The sequence below is a fragment of the Streptomyces tubercidicus genome, from assembly GCF_027497495.1.
Classification (GTDB): domain Bacteria; phylum Actinomycetota; class Actinomycetes; order Streptomycetales; family Streptomycetaceae; genus Streptomyces; species Streptomyces tubercidicus.
This window is the reverse complement of the sequence record NZ_CP114205.1, coordinates 2,593,913-2,612,501: the sequence shown is the minus strand read 5'-3', so window position 1 is coordinate 2,612,501 and position 18,589 is coordinate 2,593,913. Positions and strand designations below refer to the sequence as shown.

General features: G+C 69.3%; 15 protein-coding genes and 1 tRNA gene. 13 read left to right on the top strand and 3 right to left on the bottom strand.

The window, feature by feature from the left end; genetic code table 11:
- Window positions 1-10: 10 nt before the first annotated feature.
- From STRTU_RS11010 to STRTU_RS11000, 3 genes are all read right to left on the bottom strand, one after another.
- Window positions 11-1,897, bottom strand: a complete 1,887-nt coding sequence (locus STRTU_RS11010) for a DUF2075 domain-containing protein (RefSeq protein WP_159743380.1) — start codon at window positions 1,895-1,897, stop codon at window positions 11-13.
- A gap of 159 nt (window positions 1,898-2,056) precedes the next feature.
- Window positions 2,057-2,998: a DUF3800 domain-containing protein gene (locus tag STRTU_RS11005; RefSeq protein WP_159743379.1), complete on the bottom strand. Its 942-nt coding sequence runs from the start codon at window positions 2,996-2,998 to the stop codon at window positions 2,057-2,059.
- A gap of 434 nt (window positions 2,999-3,432) precedes the next feature.
- A tRNA-Arg gene (locus tag STRTU_RS11000) sits at window positions 3,433-3,504 on the bottom strand.
- Between the two features lie 220 nt (window positions 3,505-3,724).
- On the opposite strand from STRTU_RS11000, the gene STRTU_RS10995 reads away from it, so the two are divergent.
- The 13 genes from STRTU_RS10995 (at window position 3,725) to STRTU_RS10935 (ending at window position 18,529) form a co-directional block, all read left to right on the top strand.
- A complete protein-coding gene (locus tag STRTU_RS10995; RefSeq protein ID WP_159743378.1) occupies window positions 3,725-4,270 on the top strand; it encodes a response regulator in 546 nt (181 codons plus the stop codon).
- 75 nt (window positions 4,271-4,345) lie between these two features.
- Window positions 4,346-5,425: an ArgS-related anticodon-binding protein NrtL gene (nrtL, locus tag STRTU_RS10990; protein ID WP_159743377.1), complete on the top strand. Its 1,080-nt coding sequence runs from the start codon at window positions 4,346-4,348 to the stop codon at window positions 5,423-5,425.
- Window positions 5,426-5,451: 26 nt separating this feature from the next.
- Window positions 5,452-6,843 (top strand): diaminopimelate decarboxylase, encoded by a 1,392-nt coding sequence (lysA, locus tag STRTU_RS10985; protein ID WP_159743376.1) that lies wholly within the window; start codon window positions 5,452-5,454, stop codon window positions 6,841-6,843.
- A 137-nt stretch (window positions 6,844-6,980) separates the two neighbouring features.
- A complete protein-coding gene (locus STRTU_RS10980; protein ID WP_159743375.1) occupies window positions 6,981-8,273 on the top strand; it encodes a homoserine dehydrogenase in 1,293 nt (430 codons plus the stop codon).
- Between the two features lie 8 nt (window positions 8,274-8,281).
- The gene (gene thrC, locus STRTU_RS10975; protein WP_159743374.1) at window positions 8,282-9,358 is read left to right on the top strand and encodes a threonine synthase; all 1,077 of its coding nucleotides are present in this window, start codon (window positions 8,282-8,284) and stop codon (window positions 9,356-9,358) included.
- Window positions 9,359-9,699: 341 nt separating this feature from the next.
- Window positions 9,700-10,617 carry a homoserine kinase gene (thrB, locus tag STRTU_RS10970; protein ID WP_159743373.1) on the top strand — a complete coding sequence of 306 codons (918 nt, stop codon included), beginning with the start codon at window positions 9,700-9,702 and terminating at the stop codon, window positions 10,615-10,617.
- A gap of 372 nt (window positions 10,618-10,989) precedes the next feature.
- The gene (gene rho / locus STRTU_RS10965; protein ID WP_159743372.1) at window positions 10,990-13,014 is read left to right on the top strand and encodes a transcription termination factor Rho; all 2,025 of its coding nucleotides are present in this window, start codon (window positions 10,990-10,992) and stop codon (window positions 13,012-13,014) included.
- A 404-nt stretch (window positions 13,015-13,418) separates the two neighbouring features.
- Window positions 13,419-14,543, top strand: coding sequence for an LCP family protein (locus STRTU_RS10960; protein ID WP_159743371.1), 1,125 nt, complete (start codon window positions 13,419-13,421; stop codon window positions 14,541-14,543).
- A gap of 175 nt (window positions 14,544-14,718) precedes the next feature.
- On the top strand, window positions 14,719-14,940 hold the full coding sequence (gene rpmE, locus STRTU_RS10955; RefSeq protein WP_159743370.1) for a 50S ribosomal protein L31: 222 nt from the start codon (window positions 14,719-14,721) through the stop codon (window positions 14,938-14,940).
- Window positions 14,941-15,103: 163 nt separating this feature from the next.
- Entirely contained in the window at window positions 15,104-16,183 is a 1,080-nt protein-coding gene (gene prfA / locus STRTU_RS10950; protein WP_159743369.1) for a peptide chain release factor 1, read from the top strand.
- Window positions 16,184-16,291: 108 nt separating this feature from the next.
- Window positions 16,292-17,137: a peptide chain release factor N(5)-glutamine methyltransferase gene (gene prmC, locus STRTU_RS10945; RefSeq protein ID WP_085922925.1), complete on the top strand. Its 846-nt coding sequence runs from the start codon at window positions 16,292-16,294 to the stop codon at window positions 17,135-17,137.
- Window positions 17,138-17,207: 70 nt separating this feature from the next.
- On the top strand, window positions 17,208-17,855 hold the full coding sequence (locus STRTU_RS10940) for an L-threonylcarbamoyladenylate synthase (RefSeq protein ID WP_159743368.1): 648 nt from the start codon (window positions 17,208-17,210) through the stop codon (window positions 17,853-17,855).
- The gene (locus STRTU_RS10935; protein WP_174878844.1) at window positions 17,855-18,529 is read left to right on the top strand and encodes an arsenate reductase/protein-tyrosine-phosphatase family protein; all 675 of its coding nucleotides are present in this window, start codon (window positions 17,855-17,857) and stop codon (window positions 18,527-18,529) included. Before STRTU_RS10940 ends, STRTU_RS10935 begins: the two co-directional genes overlap by 1 nt.
- The last annotated feature ends 60 nt before the right edge of the window (window positions 18,530-18,589 follow it).

Sequence of the window (18,589 nt, the reverse complement as noted above, 5' to 3'; positions counted from 1 at the left end):
CACACGACCATCACGTCCTCGTCGCGGCCGGGGAACCGGGCTCCACGGCGAGCTCACGGAGCTTGGCGCGCGTTTCGGGGTCGGTCGAGTAAATGATCGTCCCTACCATTCCGCGCGTCAGCAGCACCTTGTACGTGTTACGGACGAGACGGTCCACCTCCGTGTCCGGTGTGGCCCGCTTGAAGACCGGGTCCTTGGAAGCCGTACGGTCGACGACCCAGCGGTCGGTTCGCCAGACGAGGTCCGGCCCCAGAATCACCCCGCTCCAGTCGTATTCAAAGCCCTGTGCGGTGTAAACGCAGCCGACCTGGCCGAAGCCGGCCGGGTCGGTGGCCCACAGCGCCGACGGAGGGGCGCCCATCACGGCACGTTCGCCTTTGAGGTTCCACGGACGAGCCCAGTCGCCGATCACCACGTCGGCAGGCAGCGGCACACCGGGCTTCGCGTCCGACCAGCGCCAGCAGTAGCCCGCCGACAGCCGTGCGACGTACCCCTGCGACCGGCGGCCCTGCAGAAACCTTTCCATCGCTTCAGGTGATTCGGCGATCTCCAGTTCCATACGGCCGTCCGGCTCCCACGCCACCGGGCCATCGTCTTCGAGCTCCAGTAGCCGTACCACCCATCGCAGATAGGCGTCACTGCCACCGCACCGGAACTGGCTGTCCAAGGACACCCTCCGGCATTGCAGCCCCTTCTGTTTCGCGGCTGCCTCGATCTCCTCGACCCTGCCGATCTCGCCAGGGCGCACGACCTGGTGCTGGTCCAGGAGGAAGACCGGAACGCGTGCCACATCGATCAGTTCCTCGATCTGCGGCTTGCCCGTGCGGTGCTCGGCCCGGGTGTAGCGATTGGCGGAGGTCTCACGAATCCGGTGCGCCTCGTCGCAGAGCAGTACGTCCAGACTGTTCCGCTTCGCCGTCATAAAGCTGTTGAAGTACTTGAAAAGCTCCTGGACCTCGCGCTTACGGGATCCAGCGACCTTTCGCATCGTCTTGGTGAAGGACTGGGACCCGGTGGCGTGCAACGCCGGAATGCCCCGCCGGTACAGTTCGCCCAGCAGCGACAGGGCGATGACGCTCTTCCCCGTCCCCGGCCCGCCGGTCACGACGAGCACTTCCTTGTGGTCCGACTCATGCGCCTTCTGAACGGCCCGCAGCACCATCTCGTAGGCGATCCGCTGCTCGTCCAGGAGAACGAACTGTTCGCGTTCCCGCACCTCCTGAGCGGCCACGCTCATCAATTGCTTCGACGGTTGTGTCACCCCCGCGAGCAAGGCATCGGCCGCTTGGGCACCGGGCATCGGTGCCAACTTCGACTGCAGAAAGGTCAGGAAGTCCCCTCGCCGCTCGGCCGTGAACATCTGTCCGCGTTCATCTTGCGGGGCTGTGTACAGGCCGCCGACGCCGAACTCGGTCGCATTGTGCAGATATGCCACCCCCGAGATCTGCTCGGGATGCCGTGCCAGAGCCCCGTTGAACGACGCCATGTACTCGCAGTACCCCCGCACTTGCTCTATGGGGTTCAGTACGGGCCGGGAGTATGCGTCGATCCGGCACAGCGTCGGCTCGTCCTCCTCGTCGGGGTGCGCCTCGCTCCATTGCTTCAACTCGACGACGACATAAGAGGGTTCCTGAGTGTCCGGATGGACACCGGCCAGTACGACGTCGGCCCGTTTGCTGGTGAGCGGCAGCCCGTACTCGATGAGCATCTCGACCTGATCGAGCCCGGCGTCCAGCAGTGCGCCTGTCAATGCGGGGATGCTGCGCTCCCAGGAGCGGACCTCGGAAATCCCGGGCTGATAGCCGTGATGATGCACGAACTGCTCGGTCAGGAGACGCGCCAGCACTCCCTCAAGATTGCGGGCTGCGACCGTCGCGGCGGATTCACGGATGAGCAAGGAGGCCCCCAGGCAGCACGGATCGGCTGGAGCGGGTGGGGGCGTGTCCGTGGAGTACCTGGCCGGCTCAAGTCCGTCAGGAGAGGAAGCCCGGCGGGCCGCTGAATGATCGGTCTCAACTCTAACTCTGCGACCTCGGCAGATCCGCTCCGACCGATGTCATGAAGAGGCAGGGGAAGGGGCCTCGGGGAAGGAAACCACGGTCGCCATTTCCTGCGGTGCCGACTGCGCCGGAAAGGCGGACAGTGCCTCACGTGCTGCCCCCACCGCCGGGGCGAACAACTTTCCCGCCGATCGATGCCCGCGCGCATCGGACACGACAACTCCGCCGGTCCACTTACCGGTGGACGTCTGATAGCGGTGCTGGAGACTGCCGAGGCGAGGGCAGTGCCGCTCCCGGATTTCGTTGAAGCCCGGGTGGCAGTGCACGTTCGCCACCAGGTCTCCGGCGTACGTCACCGCGGCAGCCGGTGCGAGAACCGCGGAGACCAGCAGATCGGCGACCTGCAGTCCGAGGTGAGTGTTGCTGTGTCCGAAGACAGGCGACTCGGGAAGGTGCGGCAGGCTGTCGCCTCCCTTACCGAACTTGCGGGTGGTCACGCAGTGGACGTTCCCGGCGTTGTCCGTGGGGTTGCGGCTGTCCAGGACGACGATTCCGCTGCTCGAGCGTGCGCTGAGGTAGTGCTCGAAGTTTGCACAGAGCGCGGTGACCGAAGCGCCGTACATGGCCTTGTCATCGTTGACGACGCCATCCTGTTTCACCCATATCCGTGCCATGACCGTGCAGTCGCGACGTTCGAGGATGTCCAGCAGCCGGCCGACGAACCGGTGCGCCATCCGCTGCTGCTTCCGGCCGGTGGAGCGGAACTGCTTCCGGACCGTCTCCCCCTTGATCTCGTGGTTCACGACCTGGCTCAGCGTGGCGAGTTTGCCCAGCTCCGGCCGGAACTGCTTCTTGAGCGCGATGAAGTCCCACGCGAGTGCCTTCATCTGGCCCTCCGGAACGGTGAATCCGCCGATCGCCATGACCGGAACCGAGTCCGGCACATGAGGGTTGAGCGGCTGGCCGGTACCGGACTCGTCGATGTAACACAGGTACAAGAAGTTCCCCCGAGTACAGAAGCAGCTATGGCCGTCCCCCAGAACCCCGGGGAACGACCATAGGAGGTGCCACGCCGGTCTATACGGTCGCAGCGAGGTGTTCGTGCTGCCGGGGAGCGTATGTGAGCCCCTGCTCCCGGGCAATCGCGCCGTGGCCGAAAAGAGCGGCGGTCGACAGCTGCCGGGCGTCGCCGGTACCGGAAGATGCCCGGCTGGTGACACCCCGGCCACCTGCAGACGGCTGAAATGATCCCTTACGTAATGGGACGGTCCGGAGGGTGCCCTGGCCGAGGACCCATACCGCCCCGAAGACCACACCGCTACTTTTGTGCCCTGGCAAACAAAACAGGCTCGGACTCAGTAAGAACTGAGTCCGAGCCTGGATAAAAGACACTGTCGCGTGTCGGCGTTTACCTGTGCCGACTCAAGCGAAGTGCCCCCGGCAGGATTCGAACCTGCGCACACGGCTCCGGAGGCCGTTGCTCTATCCCCTGAGCTACGGGGGCTTTGTCGCGGTGTGTTGCGGCGACGGGTAGAACCCTACCAGCTCTGATGGGGTGTTCATGAACAGGTTTCGGTGGGAGGTGGTGAGGCACCTGCGGGGGCGGCCGGAGTTCTAGCGCATGGGAGGGGTGTGGCGATGAGGGTCGGGGAAAGGTCCCTCGCACGGGGGCGGAAGTGGGGAAAACCGGGACGCAGTCGCACGGGGAGTCCTAGTCTCATGGTGTGCCTGGCTTGTCCGGTCGGATCCTTGTTGTCGATGACAACAAGGTGATCCGCCAGTTGATCAGGGTCAATCTCGAGCTGGAGGGCTTCGAGGTCGTGACCGCGGCTGATGGTGCCGAATGTCTGGATGTCGTGCACCACGTGAGACCTGATGTCGTGACCCTTGATGTCGTGATGCCGCGGCTCAACGGTCTGCACACCGCGGCGCGATTGCGCTCCGATCCGCGGACGTGGGACATCCCGATCGCCATCGTCAGTGCGTGCACTCAGGGCGAGGTGGGCAACGGCGAGACGGTGGGCGTGGACGCGTTTCTGGCGAAGCCGTTCGAGCCGGCCGAGCTGGTGCGGACCGTGGGGATGCTGGTGCGCGAGGGGCGGCAGCGGCAGCGGGAGCGTGGGCCCGAGGCCGGTGGCGACGAAGACGACGGGGAGAGTGACGGGGGCGGGGGAGGCGTGGGGCGTGGTGCCTCGTCCGGTGAGACCGTTGCGCCCGGTGGGGTCGCCGCGTCCGGTGGGGTCGGTGTGAGGGATGCGGGCGGGGAGTAGCGAGGAAGAGCGGGGAGTGTCCACAGGGCGAAACCGGGTCGCATGGGTACCCCGGGTCTCCCATACGCTTGTCCTGTGACCCCCGCTGAGCTTTCCCGTACCGTCCTGCGCTCCGTGCGTGGTGCGGTGGAGGAGCAGGAGCTCTCCGTGCCCGTGCCGGCGCGGATCGTGGTGCAGCCGCCGCCGCGGCCCGGGTGTGGGGACTACGCCTCCAATGTCGCGTTGCAGCTCGCCGGGCAGGCGGGGCGGCCGGCCCTGGAGATCGCCGAGATTCTGCGGAAGCGGCTGAGCGGGAGCGCCGGGATCGCCCGGGTCGAGATCGCCGGGCCGGGTTTTTTGAACTTCACGCTGGGAGACGGGGCGCAGGTCGCGCTGGTGCGGGAGGTGCTGGCCCAGGGCGAGAGCTACGGGAGGCCCGACCGAAGCCATGGGAAGCCCGGCCGGCCGGGGGCCGCGGAGCAGAGCAGCCCCCCGGTGCCCGCCCCGGCGCGTGGCGCCCGGGAGGCCGTGGTCGCCGAGGCGCTGGCGCGGATCGATGCCGTGGCCGGGAGTGCTGGTCGCCAGGCCGCTGTCCCCGGGGAACACCCCGCGCTCGTGCCCGCCCCGTATGACCTCGCCACCCTTATCGCTCGCCTCGGAGTCGATGAAGCGCGATGGGTGCTGTTGCGGCCCGCCGCGCAGGACCCGGTGCGGGTGCCCGAGCGGCCCGTGCAGCGGGAGAGCAATCCGCGCTTCCGGGTGCAGTACGCGTATGCGCGGGCGCGGGCGCTGGGGCGTTACGCGCGGGAGCTGGGGTTCGGGAGTGAGCCGGGGGACGTGGGTGTTCCGGTGAGCGGCCAGGTGGCGGGCGAAGGTCCGTCGGCCGGATCCGCAGGCGCCGTGCAGACTCTGCAGAGCTTCCACACCCTCCTTGCCACCTACCCCTCCGTCATCGAAACCGCCGCGCGGCTGCGGGCGCCGGACCGGGTGGTGCGGCATCTGGAGGCAACGGCGGACGCGTTCTTCCGGTGGCATGACGGCTATCCGCCGCTGCCCGTCGGGGAGCAGAAACCCTTGGCCGTGCATCGCGCGCGGCTGGCCCTTGCCGAGGCCGGCCGGACGGTGCTCGCCAACGGCCTGCGTCTGCTCGGCATCTCCGCTCCCGAACACCTCTGAACGATTTTGAGGGGATCTCCACTGTCATGAGCCGTTCCGCGCACCCCGCAGGGCCCCGGCACGCCGATGTGTTGCCCGAAGGGCATTACGCCGGGCCGCCCGCCGACCTGAACACCCTCGACCCGCGGGTCTGGTCCCGTACGGTCCGGCGCGACGCCGACGGTGTGGTCACCGTCGGCGGGCTGGATGTCGCCGCGCTCGCCGAGGAATTCGGTACCCCGGCGTATTTCCTGGACGAGGACGATTTCCGGGCGCGCTGCCGGGCCTGGAAGGACGCTTTCGGGGCGGACGCCGATGTGTTCTACGCCGGGAAGGCTTTTCTGTCCCGGGCCATTGTGCGGTGGCTGCATGAGGAGGGGCTGCACCTCGATGTCTGTTCCGGGGGCGAGCTGACCACGGCGCTGGCGGCCGGAATGCCGGCCGAGCGGATCGCGCTGCACGGGAACAACAAGAGCACCGAGGAAATCACCCGGGCCGTGGAGGCGGGCGTCGGGCGGATCGTGCTCGACTCCTTCCAGGAAATGGTGCGGGTCGCGCATATCGCGGAGCGGCTCGGCAAGCGGCAGCGGGTGCAGATCCGGGTCACGGTCGGTGTCGAGGCGCATACCCATGAATTCATCGCGACCGCGCACGAGGACCAGAAGTTCGGCATCGCGCTGGCCGGCGGACAGGCGGCGGAGGCCGTGCGCCGGGCGCTGAAGCTGGACGGCCTGGAGCTCATCGGAATTCACAGCCATATCGGGTCGCAGATTTTCGATATGGCGGGATTCGAGGTCTCGGCCCGCCGGGTGGTGCAGCTGCTGACCGAGGTCCGCGACGAGCACGGCGTCGAGCTGCCCGAGATCGACCTGGGCGGCGGCCTCGGCATCGCGTACACCTCGGACGACGATCCGCGCGAGCCGCACGAGATCGCGACGGCGCTCGGCGAGATCGTGCGCCGGGAGTGCGAGTCGGCGGGGCTGCGGATGCCGCGGCTGTCGGTCGAGCCGGGGCGCGCGATCGTGGGCCCGACGGCCTTCACGCTCTACGAGGTCGGCACGGTCAAGGAGCTGGAAGGGCTGCGGACGTATGTGTCCGTGGACGGCGGGATGTCGGACAACATCCGCACGGCGCTCTACGACGCGGAGTACAGCGTGGCGCTGGTCTCGCGTACGTCCGACGCCGAGCCGATGCTCTCGCGGGTGGTCGGCAAGCACTGTGAGAGCGGCGACATCGTCGTACGCGATGCCTTCCTGCCCGCGGATGTCGCGCCGGGGGATCTGCTCGCGGTGCCGGCGACCGGTGCGTACTGCCGTTCCATGGCGAGCAACTACAACCACTCGCTGCGGCCGCCGGTCGTAGCCGTCAAGGACGGTGTGGCCAGGGTGATCGTCCGGCGGGAGACGGAGGAAGATCTCCTGCGGCTGGATGTCGGGTAGGGCCGGATCGCCGGACACCGGCCCCGGATGAAATAAATGTCTCGGCATCTGGACGACGGGCGGAAACTGCCGTCCGGTGCGTGAGACTTGTGCATGAGCAAGCTGGAATTCGCTGATCGATGAGAAGCAGAGGTCGAATGATGCGTACGCGTCCGCTGAAAGTGGCGCTCCTGGGCTGTGGTGTTGTCGGCTCAGAGGTGACGCGCATCATGACGACGCACGCCGATGACCTCGCCGCCCGTATCGGTGCGCCCGTGGAGCTCGCCGGGATCGCCGTCCGCCGCCCCGACAGGGTGCGCGAGGGCGTCCCGGCCGAGCTGATCACCACCGATGCGACCGCGCTCGTCAAACGCGGTGACATTGATGTCGTGATCGAGGTCATCGGCGGAATCGAGCCGGCCCGCACGCTGATCACCACCGCCTTCGAGCACGGCGCGAGCGTGGTCTCGGCCAACAAGGCGCTGGTCGCCGCGGACGGTGCGGCGCTGCATGCGGCGGCCGAGGCCAATGGCGCGGACCTGTATTACGAGGCCGCCGTCGCCGGTGCGATCCCGCTGGTGCGGCCGCTGCGCGAATCGCTGGCCGGGGACAAGGTCAACCGGGTGCTCGGCATCGTCAACGGCACCACCAACTTCATCCTCGACAAGATGGACTCCACCGGGGCCGGCTACAGCGAGGCCCTGGACGAGGCGACCGCGCTCGGCTATGCCGAGGCCGACCCGACCGCCGATGTCGAGGGCTTCGACGCCGCCGCCAAGGCCGCGATCCTGGCCGGTATCGCCTTCCACACCCGGGTGACCATCGACGATGTGCACCGCGAGGGCCTCACGGAGGTCACCGCGTCCGATATCGCCTCCGCCAAGCGGATGGGCTGCACGGTCAAGCTGCTGGCCATCTGCGAGCGGGCCGCGGACGGCGCGTCGGTGACCGCGCGGGTGCACCCCGCGATGATTCCGCTGACGCATCCGCTGGCCTCCGTCCGTGAGGCGTACAACGCGGTCTTCGTCGAGGCCGAGGCGGCCGGTCAGCTGATGTTCTACGGGCCGGGCGCGGGCGGTGCGCCGACCGCCTCCGCGGTCCTCGGCGACCTGGTCGCGGTCTGCCGCAACAAGCTCGCCGGGGCCACCGGACCGGGCGAGTCCGCCTACACGCGGCTGCCGGTCAGCCCCATGGGCGCGGTCGTCACGCGGTACCACATCAGCCTCGATGTGGCCGATAAGCCCGGCGTGCTCGCGCAGGTCGCGAACATCTTCGCCGACCACGGCGTATCGATCGATACGGTCCGTCAGTCGGGCAAGGATGGCGAGGCATCCCTCGTCATCGTCACCCACCGAGCGGCGGACGCGGCCCTGTCGTCGACCGTCGGGGCGCTGCGCGAGCTGGACACCGTGCGCGGTGTCGCCAGCATCATGCGGGTCGAAGGGGAGTAAAGGAACCCATGTCTGCCAATTCCACCGCGAGCCGTCAGTGGCGCGGAATCATCGAGGAATACCGTGACCGGCTGCCGGTCAGCGACACGACCGAGGCCGTCACCCTCCGGGAGGGCGGCACACCCCTGGTACCGGCGCAGCTGCTCTCCGAGCGCACCGGCTGCGAGGTGCATCTCAAGGTCGAGGGTGCCAACCCCACCGGTTCCTTCAAGGACCGCGGGATGACGATGGCCATCACGCGTGCCAAGGAGGAGGGCGCCAAGGCGGTCATCTGCGCCTCCACCGGCAACACCTCCGCCTCGGCCGCGGCCTACGCGGTCCGCGCCGGTATGGTCTGCGCCGTCCTCGTCCCGCAGGGCAAGATCGCGCTCGGCAAGATGGGCCAGGCGCTGGTCCACGGCGCGAAGATCCTCCAGGTCGAAGGAAATTTCGACGACTGTCTGACGCTGGCCCGGCGCCTGTCCGACAACTACCCCGTCGCACTTGTGAACTCCGTGAACCCGGTGCGCATCGAGGGCCAGAAGACCGCGGCCTTCGAAATCGTGGACATGCTCGACGACGCCCCCGACATCCATGTGCTGCCCGTCGGCAACGCCGGAAACATCACGGCGTACTGGAAGGGCTACCAGGAGTACGCGGCCGACGGCATCGCCTCGCACACCCCGCGGATGTGGGGCTTCCAGGCCTCCGGCAGCGCCCCGATCGTGCGCGGTGAGGTCGTCAAGGACCCGACCACCATCGCCACCGCGATCCGCATCGGAAACCCGGCCTCGTGGTCGTTCGCCCAGCAGGCGCGGGACGAGTCCGGTGGCTTCATCGACGAGGTGACCGACCGTCAAATCCTGGCCGCCTACCGCCTGTTGGCGGCGCGGGAGGGTGTCTTCGTGGAGCCCGCCTCGGCCGCGTCGGTGGCCGGTCTGCTGAAGGCCGCCGAGGAGGGCAAGGTCGACCCGGGCCAGCGCATCGTCTGCACGGTCACCGGCAACGGCCTCAAGGACCCGGACTGGGCGGTGGCCGGAGCGCCGCAGCCGGTCACGGTCCCGATCGACGCGGACGCCGCGGCCGAGCGCCTGGGCCTCGTCTAGGACCCGGCGGCCGTACGGGCGGATCCGCCCGTACGGCACCCCGTGAGGGGGCGCGAGCCGCCCCCTCACCCCGCGCACAGCAAATTGCGCAAAGGCTGCAAAGATCATCGAAGGCGGTGTCGGGGCACGGGAGGCGCGCGACACGCATCGTGCGCCTCCCGTGCGCCCTATGTCGCGACAGAACCTTCCTTCGATAGGCTGGTAGCCAACTCCCCTCCCCACGGCATAACGCAGTGGTGTTCAGGGCAGGTCAGAACAGACCCCAGGAAGCCGGCCGGGCACTTCGGTGCGCGGCGCTCCGGGGCAGTACCGCAGCATCAATCAAGGAGAGTCATCGAGCGATGGCCGGTCCCGCGTTCCGCGCCGCCGCCGTCCGGGTGCGCACCCCCGCTACCAGCGCCAATCTCGGTCCCGGCTTCGATGCCCTGGGTCTTTCCCTGGGCCTGTACGACGATGTCGTGGTGCGCGTCGCCGACTCCGGACTGCATATCGACATCGCAGGTGAGGGCGCCGACACCCTCCCGCGCGACGAGAGCCATCTGCTCGTACGGTCGATGCGCGCCGCCTTCGAGCTGCTCGGCGGACAGCCGCGCGGCCTGGAAATCGTCTGCGCCAACCGCATCCCGCACGGCCGTGGCCTGGGGTCTTCCTCGGCCGCCATCTGTGCGGGCATCGTCGCCGCCCGCGCCGTGACGATAGGCGGTGAACAGAAGCTCGACGACACCGCGCTGCTGGAGCTGGCCACCGAGATCGAGGGCCACCCCGACAACGTCGCCGCCTGTCTGCTGGGCGGATTCACCCTCGCCTGGATGGACACCGGCACCGCGCGTGCGATCCGGATGGATCCCGCCGATTCCATCGTTCCGGTGGTCTTCGTCCCCGGGAAGCCGGTGCTGACCGAGACCGCCCGTGGACTGCTGCCGCGCACCGTCCCGCATGTGGACGCCGCGGCCAACGCCGGCCGCGCCGCACTGCTCGTCGAGGCCCTGACCAGGCGCCCCGAGCTGCTGCTCGCCGCGACCGAGGACCGACTCCACCAGGAGTACCGCGCCCCCGCGATGCCGGAGAGCGTGGCCCTGGTGAACCGACTGCGCGCGGACGGCGTCCCCGCGGTCGTGTCCGGTGCGGGCCCCACGGTGCTCGCACTGGTCGAGGACGCCGCGGCCGACAAGGTCGCGGCACTGGCGGGAGAGGGGTGGGCGGCCAACCCGCTGACCCTCGATGCGGCGGGCACCTGCGTACTGCCGCTCGCCGGGTGATCACGCGGGTGATCGACGATTGCCGGTCTTGGAGAGGGGGAATGTTTGTTGGACCCGGTAGTGTTAACCTCAAGTCAGTACTCGACGCCTGAGTGGCGCGGTGCTTCGTGTCCCCCATAGGGACCACTTTCTTCCGGGAGCCTCCCAAACTGCTCGGAGCAATGGCCTGAGCAGGTGTGAGCACGCTCCGGAATCGGCGTGACGACATGAGCCACTCTGCATCTCTTCACGCCGGCGCCATGAACTGATCTCTCCGCCATTTCGGCGGGACCACCGCCCCGGCACCGGTCCACAAGACCAAGGACCCAGCCGGACAGCACAACCGGTCGCCGAGCCAGACAGGCCGACGCCCGCTCCAGGGAAGGACCCTTCGTGAGCGACACCACCGATCTGATGGGCGCGCGCACCGATGGCAGTGCCACCGCGCCCGCCACGGACGCTCCCGCTGCGCCTACGCGGCGCCGCCGTTCCGGCACCGGCCTTGACGGCATGGTCCTGGCAGAGCTGCAGCAGGTCGCCTCCGGCCTCGGTATCAAGGGCACCGCGCGGATGCGCAAGAGCCAGCTGATCGAGGTCATCAAGGAGAAGCAGGCCGGAGGCTCAGGCTCCGCCGCCAAGGCCGACGCGCCCGCCGACACCGAGACCAAGCCCAAGCGCCGGACGACCTCCAAGGCCCGCACCGGCGACGACGGTGCGGAGCAGGCCGCCGGCAAGGCAGCCAAGTCCGACAAGGGCGGCAAGGCCGCGGACCAGTCCGGGGCCCAGCAGCAGATCGACATCCCCGGCCAGCCGGTGAGCGACGAGCAGCCGGCCGGCGAGCGCCGCCGGCGCCGCGCCACCTCCGCCGCGGGCAGCCCCGAGGCCGCCTCCGGCGACCTCAAGACCGACACCAAGGTCGAGGCGAAGACCGAGGTCAAGGCGGACGCCAAGACCGACACCGCGGTCTCCCCGCAGGAGACCGGCGAGGGCCGGCCCCGCCAGGACCGCGGCGACCGCCAGGACCGCGGCCAGAAGGGTGACCGCGGTGACCGCGGCCAGCGCCAGCGCGACCGCGGCGACCGCGGCCGCAAGGGCGACGCCGGTGACGGCGGCGGCCAGGGCGGTCAGGGCGGCCAGCGCCAGCGGGACCGCCGTACCGATGACGACGACGACTTCGAGGGCGGCCGCCGGGGCCGTCGCGGCCGCTACCGCGACCGCCGGGGCCGTCGCGGCGGCCGTGAGGACTTCGGCAACGAGCCGCAGGTGTCCGAGGACGACGTCCTGATCCCGGTCGCGGGCATCCTGGACATCCTCGACAACTACGCGTTCATCCGGACCTCCGGCTACCTGCCCGGCCCGAACGACGTCTACGTCTCGCTCGCCCAGGTCCGTAAGAACGGTCTGCGCAAGGGTGACCACGTCACCGGCGCGGTCCGCCAGCCCAAGGACGGCGAGCGGCGCGAGAAGTTCAACGCGCTGGTCCGGCTCGACACGGTCAACAGCGTGGCGCCCGAACAGGGCCGCGGACGGCCGGAGTTCGGGAAGCTGACGCCCCTTTACCCGCAGGAGCGACTGCGCCTGGAGGGGGAGTCGGGCGGTCTGACGACCCGGATCATCGACCTGGTCACGCCGATCGGCAAGGGCCAGCGTGGTCTGATCGTGGCCCCGCCGAAGACCGGCAAGACCATGATCATGCAGGCGATCGCCAACTCGATCACCCGCAACAACCCCGAGTGCCATCTGATGGTCGTCCTCGTCGACGAGCGTCCGGAAGAGGTCACCGACATGCAGCGGTCGGTGAAGGGCGAGGTCATCTCCTCGACCTTCGACCGCCCGGCCGAGGACCACACCACCGTCGCCGAGCTGGCCATCGAGCGCGCCAAGCGCCTCGTCGAGCTGGGTCACGACGTGGTCGTCCTGCTGGACTCGATCACCCGTCTGGGCCGTGCGTACAACCTCGCCGCCCCGGCCTCGGGCCGCATCCTGTCCGGTGGTGTCGACTCGACCGCGCTCTACCCGCCGAAGCGCTTCTTCGGCGCCGCGCGCAACATCGAGGACGGCGGTTCGCTGACCATCCTGGCCACCGCGCTGGTCGAGACCGGCTCGCGGATGGACGAGGTGATCTTCGAGGAGTTCAAGGGCACCGGAAACCTGGAGCTCAAGCTCGACCGCAAGCTCTCGGACAAGCGCATCTTCCCGGCGGTGGACGTGGACGCGTCCAGCACCCGTAAGGAAGAGATCCTCATGGGCAGCGACGAGCTCGCCATCGTGTGGAAGCTGCGCCGGGTGCTGCACGCCCTGGACCAGCAGCAGGCCATCGAGCTGCTGCTGGACAAGATGAAGCAGACGAAGTCCAACGCGGAGTTCCTGCTGCAGATCCAGAAGACGACGCCGACCGCGGGCAACGGCAACGACTGACGCCCGCCGGGCGCGTCCTGGCGCCGTGCACCGAGCCCCCCTCGCCCTCACGGGTGCGGGGGGCTTTGTGCTGGGCGCACCATACGGCAGGCGCCGCGGCGGTGATCTGTGAACGGGGCCGCGCCCTACAGATCACGCCACGGCCGCGCCTGAGACCTTCCGCACAGATCCGTGCAACCCCACATGGTTCCCGTCATCCCGGAAAAAGGGGCGAAAGTCCAGGTGGAGAGGGCGAAGGTCCGGCGGCCGGCCGCCCGGCCGCCGCGGTTTTCTAAGAAAGCGCTCATGACTCGCTGTGCAACCCTTCCCGTCGACCTCCCGTCTGACAAGGAGCTACAGGCCCGTGCCGGTACGCAGCACGGCGGCGGCGAGGGGCAGCCGAGGGAACGAGGACTGAGGAGCAGATGGCGGACAGCAACGGGACCGAGAAGACGGCTGAAAGCCGCGCCCGTGCAATACGTCCCACGGGACGCCGGCGCAAGGGCCCGACCCGGCGCCGCCGAGTAGTGACCATCACTGTGTGCGCGCTGACCAGTGTGGTGCTGCTCGGTGGTGCCGGACTCGGCTACGCCTACTTCAAGCTCAACGGCAATCTGAAGGGCGTCGACATCAACGCCGCCCTCGGACACGACCGGCCGAAGAACGTCGACGACGGCTCGATGGACCTCCTCGTGATGGGGTCCGACTCCCGCGCCGGCAAGAACGGTGACTACGGCAAGGACGAGGGCGGCGCGCGGTCCGACACCGCGATGATCGTGCACGTCTACAAGGGTCGTAAGAAGGCCAGTGTGGTCAGCGTCCCCCGGGACACCATGATCAAGCGGCCCGACTGCTCCAAGGACGGCAAGGACGTCGCCGGTGCGCGCCGGGCGATGTTCAACACCGCCTTCGAGGTCGGCGGTCCGCCCTGCGCCGTGAAGACCGTCGAATCGATCAGCGGCATCCGGATGGACCACTTCCTCGAAGTCGACTTCACCGGCTTCAAGAAGCTCATCGACGCGCTGGGCGGGGTGGAGGTCACCACCAGCAAGGCGATCGACGACAACGACAGCCATCTGCATCTGCGGCCCGGCAAGCACACGCTGGGCGGCGAGCAGGCGCTCGGCCTCGTCCGGACCCGGCACGGTGTCCCCGGCGGCGACGGCAGCGACCTCGGCCGCATCCAGCTGCAGCAGACGTTCATCAAGGCCCTGATGAAGCAGGTCCAGAACGTCGGGGTGCTCACCAACCCCGCCAAGCTCTACGACATCGCCGACACGGCCACCAAGGCCGTCACCACCGACACGGACCTCAACTCGGTCAGCGAACTGGCCGGCCTGGCCAAGAGCCTGGGCGGCATCGGTGGCGAGAACATCGACATGGTGACGCTGCCGGTGACCTACGACACCGAGGACCCCGACCGGGTGCTGCCGCTGACCAAGCAGAGCCGGCAGGTCTGGGACGCGCTCCGGGAGGACAAGGCCATCCCCAAGTCCGCGATCAAGGGCTCGGCCGGTGACAAGGGCGGCACGGACAACTACGTGAAGTAGCCGGTGTGCTGCGGTTCCGGGGGCCGGCGGTCCCCGGGACCGGCCGGGGAATAGTTGCGGCCGCACCCCGGTTTTGGGAGATACGGCTAGTCCTGGCAGACTGGACCGTCGGCCCCGGTTCACGTGACGTAACCCGCGACACGACCCGGAGCACTCCCGAACCTAGGAGAATCCCTTGAAGCGCGACATCCACCCGGAGTACGTCGAGACCCAGGTCAGCTGCACCTGTGGCGCGTCCTTCACCACCCGTAGCACGGTCCCCAGCGGCACGGTCCGCGCCGACATCTGCTCCGAGTGCCACCCGTTCTACACCGGCAAGCAGAAGATCATGGACACGGGCGGCCGCGTGGCCCGCTTCGAGGCCCGCTTCGGCAAGGGCGCCGCTGCCAAGAAGTAGCGACCCTCAAGGCGCCGGTCTCCGGTCGCCCCTGCTCAGGGGTGACCGGACCGGCGTTTTGTCGTCCTGGCCCTTGGCTCCCGTACGGAGTCCCGGGCCCCGCGGCGCGGCCCCCCGCGCTCCGGTACCCGGTCCCCACAGCAGCCAGTAGAGGAACTCCACGATGTTCGAGGCGGTCGAAGAACTGATCGGCGAGCACGCCGATCTCGAAAAGCGGCTGGCCGACCCCGCGGTCCACGCCGACCAGCGCGAGGCCATGCGGCTCAACAAGCGCTATGCCGAGCTGACCCCGATCATCGCGACGTACCGCGACTGGAAGCAGACCGGCGACGACATGGAGACCGCGCGCGAACTCGCCGCGGACGACCCGGACTTCGCCGATGAGGTCAAGGAACTCGACACCCGCCGCGAGGAGCTGACCGAGAAGCTGCGGCTGCTGCTCGTGCCGCGCGACCCCAGCGACGACAAGGACGTCATCCTTGAGGTCAAGGCCGGTGAGGGCGGCGAGGAGTCCGCGCTGTTCGCCGGCGATCTGCTGCGGATGTATCTGCGCTACGCCGAGCGGGCCGGCTGGAAGACCGAGATCCTGGAGGCCAACGAGTCCGATCTCGGCGGCTACAAGGACGTCCAGGTCGCCGTGAAGACCAAGGGCGGGGGCGGCGCCACCGAGCCGGGGCAGGGCGTCTGGGCGCGGCTGAAGTACGAGGGCGGGGTGCACCGCGTCCAGCGCGTGCCCGCCACCGAGTCGCAGGGCCGCATCCACACCTCCGCGGCCGGTGTGCTGGTCACCCCGGAGGCCGAGGAGGTCGAGGTCGAGATCGGCCCCAACGACCTGCGGATCGATGTCTACCGCTCCTCCGGGCCCGGCGGCCAGTCGGTCAACACCACCGACTCCGCGGTGCGCATCACCCACCTGCCCACCGGCATCGTGGTCTCCTGCCAGAACGAGAAGAGCCAGCTCCAGAACAAGGAGCAGGCGCTGCGCATCCTGCGCTCCCGGCTGCTGGCCGCCGCCCAGGAAGAGGCCGAGCGGGAGGCGTCGGACGCCCGGCGCAGCCAGGTCCGCACGGTGGACCGCTCCGAGCGCATCCGGACGTACAACTTCCCGGAAAACCGGATTTCCGACCACCGGGTCGGCTTCAAGGCGTACAACTTGGACCAGGTCCTCGACGGCGAGCTCGACCCGGTCATCCAGGCCTGCGTCGACGCCGACTCGGCCGCCAAGCTCGCCGCCGCCCAGTAAGCCCGCACCACCCTGTACGCACCGGACGGAGACAGCGGTCCCCCGGGACCCCGGCCGGTCGACGGCGAACCGCACCATGAAGACGCAGCGCACTAGGAGGAAGGCCCCGTGAACCTTCTGCTCGCCGAGGTGGCCCAGGCCACCCAGCGGCTGGCCGACGCCGGTGTGCCCTCGCCGCGCTTCGACGCCGAGGAACTCGCCGCGTTCGTGCACGGCGTCAAGCGGGGGGAGCTGCACCACGTCAAGGACGCGGACTTCGACGCCCGCTACTGGGAGGCCGTCGCCCGCCGTGAGGCCCGTGAGCCGCTCCAGCACATCACCGGCCGGGCGTTCTTCCGCTACCTCGAACTCGCCGTCGGGCCGGGGGTGTTCGTGCCCCGCCCGGAGACCGAGTCGGTGGTCGGCTGGGCGATAGACGCGGTACGGGCCATGGACGTCGTCGAACCGCTGATCGTCGACCTGTGCACCGGGTCGGGGGCGATCGCACTCGCCCTGGCGCAGGAGGTGCCCCGCTCGCGGGTGCACGCCGTGGAGCTGTCCGACGAGGCCCTGGACTACGCCCGTAAGAACGTCGAGGGGTCCCGCGTCGTTCTCCATCAGGGCGATGCGCTGACCGCGCTCCCCGAACTGGACGGGCAGGTCGACCTGGTCGTCTCCAATCCGCCGTACATCCCGCTGACCGAGTGGGAGTACGTCGCACCCGAGGCCCGCGACCACGACCCCGAGCTCGCGCTGTTCTCGGGTCAGGACGGCCTGGACACCATCCGGGGCATCGAGCGGACCGCACACCGCCTGCTGCGCCCCGGCGGAGTCGTCGTCATCGAGCATGCCGACACCCAGGGCGGGCAGGTGCCGTGGATCTTCACCGAGGAGCGGGGCTGGGCCGACGCGGCCGATCACCCGGACCTCAACAACAGGCCCCGTTTCGCCACCGCGCGCCGGGCGACGCCATGACGTGGCCCGCTTCGGCGCCTGATGCAGCCGATGCATCCGAAGTATTCGTTTCGCACGAGGAGGTCCCGTAATGGCACGGCGATACGACTGCAGCGACGCGACCGACCGCACCACCGGTCTGCGCGAGGCCGCCTCGGCCGTCCGCCGCGGTGAGCTGGTCGTGCTGCCGACCGACACCGTCTACGGCATCGGCGCGGACGCCTTCAGCGCCGAGGCCGTCGGAGACCTGCTGGAGGCCAAGGGCCGCGGCCGCGGTATGCCCTCCCCGGTCCTCGTCGGGTCCCCCAACACCCTGCACGGCCTGGTCACCGACTTCTCCGAGCAGGCCTGGGAGCTGGTCGACGCCTTCTGGCCCGGCGCGCTCACCCTCGTCGCCAAGCACCAGCCGTCGCTGACCTGGGACCTGGGCGAGACCCGGGGGACGGTCGCGGTACGGATGCCGCTGCACCCCGTCGCGATCGAGCTGCTCACCGAGTTCGGCCCGATGGCCGTCTCCAGCGCCAACCTCACCGGCCACCCGTCCCCGCAGGACTGCGACGCCGCACAGGAAATGCTGGGCGACTCGGTCTCCGTCTACCTGGACGGCGGCCCGACGCCCGCCGCCGTACCGTCCTCGATCGTCGATGTCACCGGCAGGACGCCGGTGCTGCTGCGCGAGGGCGCGCTCAGCGCGGAAGAGCTGCGCAAGGTGGTACCCGAGCTTGAGGTGGCCAATTGATGCCGCCCCTGGGGCGTGGCATAGCGGGATCAGGCGGCGACACCCCGGTACCCCCTGCCTCCCCTTTTCGGATTCTCCACGTCAGCACCGGCAACGTCTGCCGCTCGCCGATCACCGAGCGGCTGCACCGCCATGCCCTGGAGCTGCGGCTCGGCGGGTCGTGCAGCGGCGGGCTGCTCGTGGAGAGCGCCGGGACCTGGGGCCACGAGGGCGCCCCGATGGAGACGCACGCCGCCACGGTGCTCAGTGACTACGGCGCGGACCCGGCCGGCTTCCTCGGCCGTGAGCTGCTCGACGAGCACGTCATCCGCGCCGACCTGGTGCTCACCGCCACCCGTGACCACCGCGCCCAGGTCATCTCGATGGGCCATTCGGCCGGGCTGCGCACCTTCACGCTGAAGGAGTTCAACCGGCTGGTGCGGGCCATAGATCCGGCCACCCTGCCCGAGCCCGATCCGGACCTGCCGGACGGCGGGCTGATCGAGCGCGCTCGTGCGCTGGTCGGCGCCGCCGCGGCGCTGCGCGGCTGGCTGCTGGCGCCCAACCCGGAGTCCGACGAGGTCTACGACCCCTACGGCGCCCCCATCACCTTCTTCCGCTCCATCGGCGACGAGATCAACCAGGCGCTCGACCCGGTCGTCACCGCGCTCACGGGAGTCCCGGCGCGGGCCTGAGGCCGCGCCGGGCGGTCCGGGCCCCGGCCGTGGCATCCGGGGCCCCGAGCGGCCCGCACA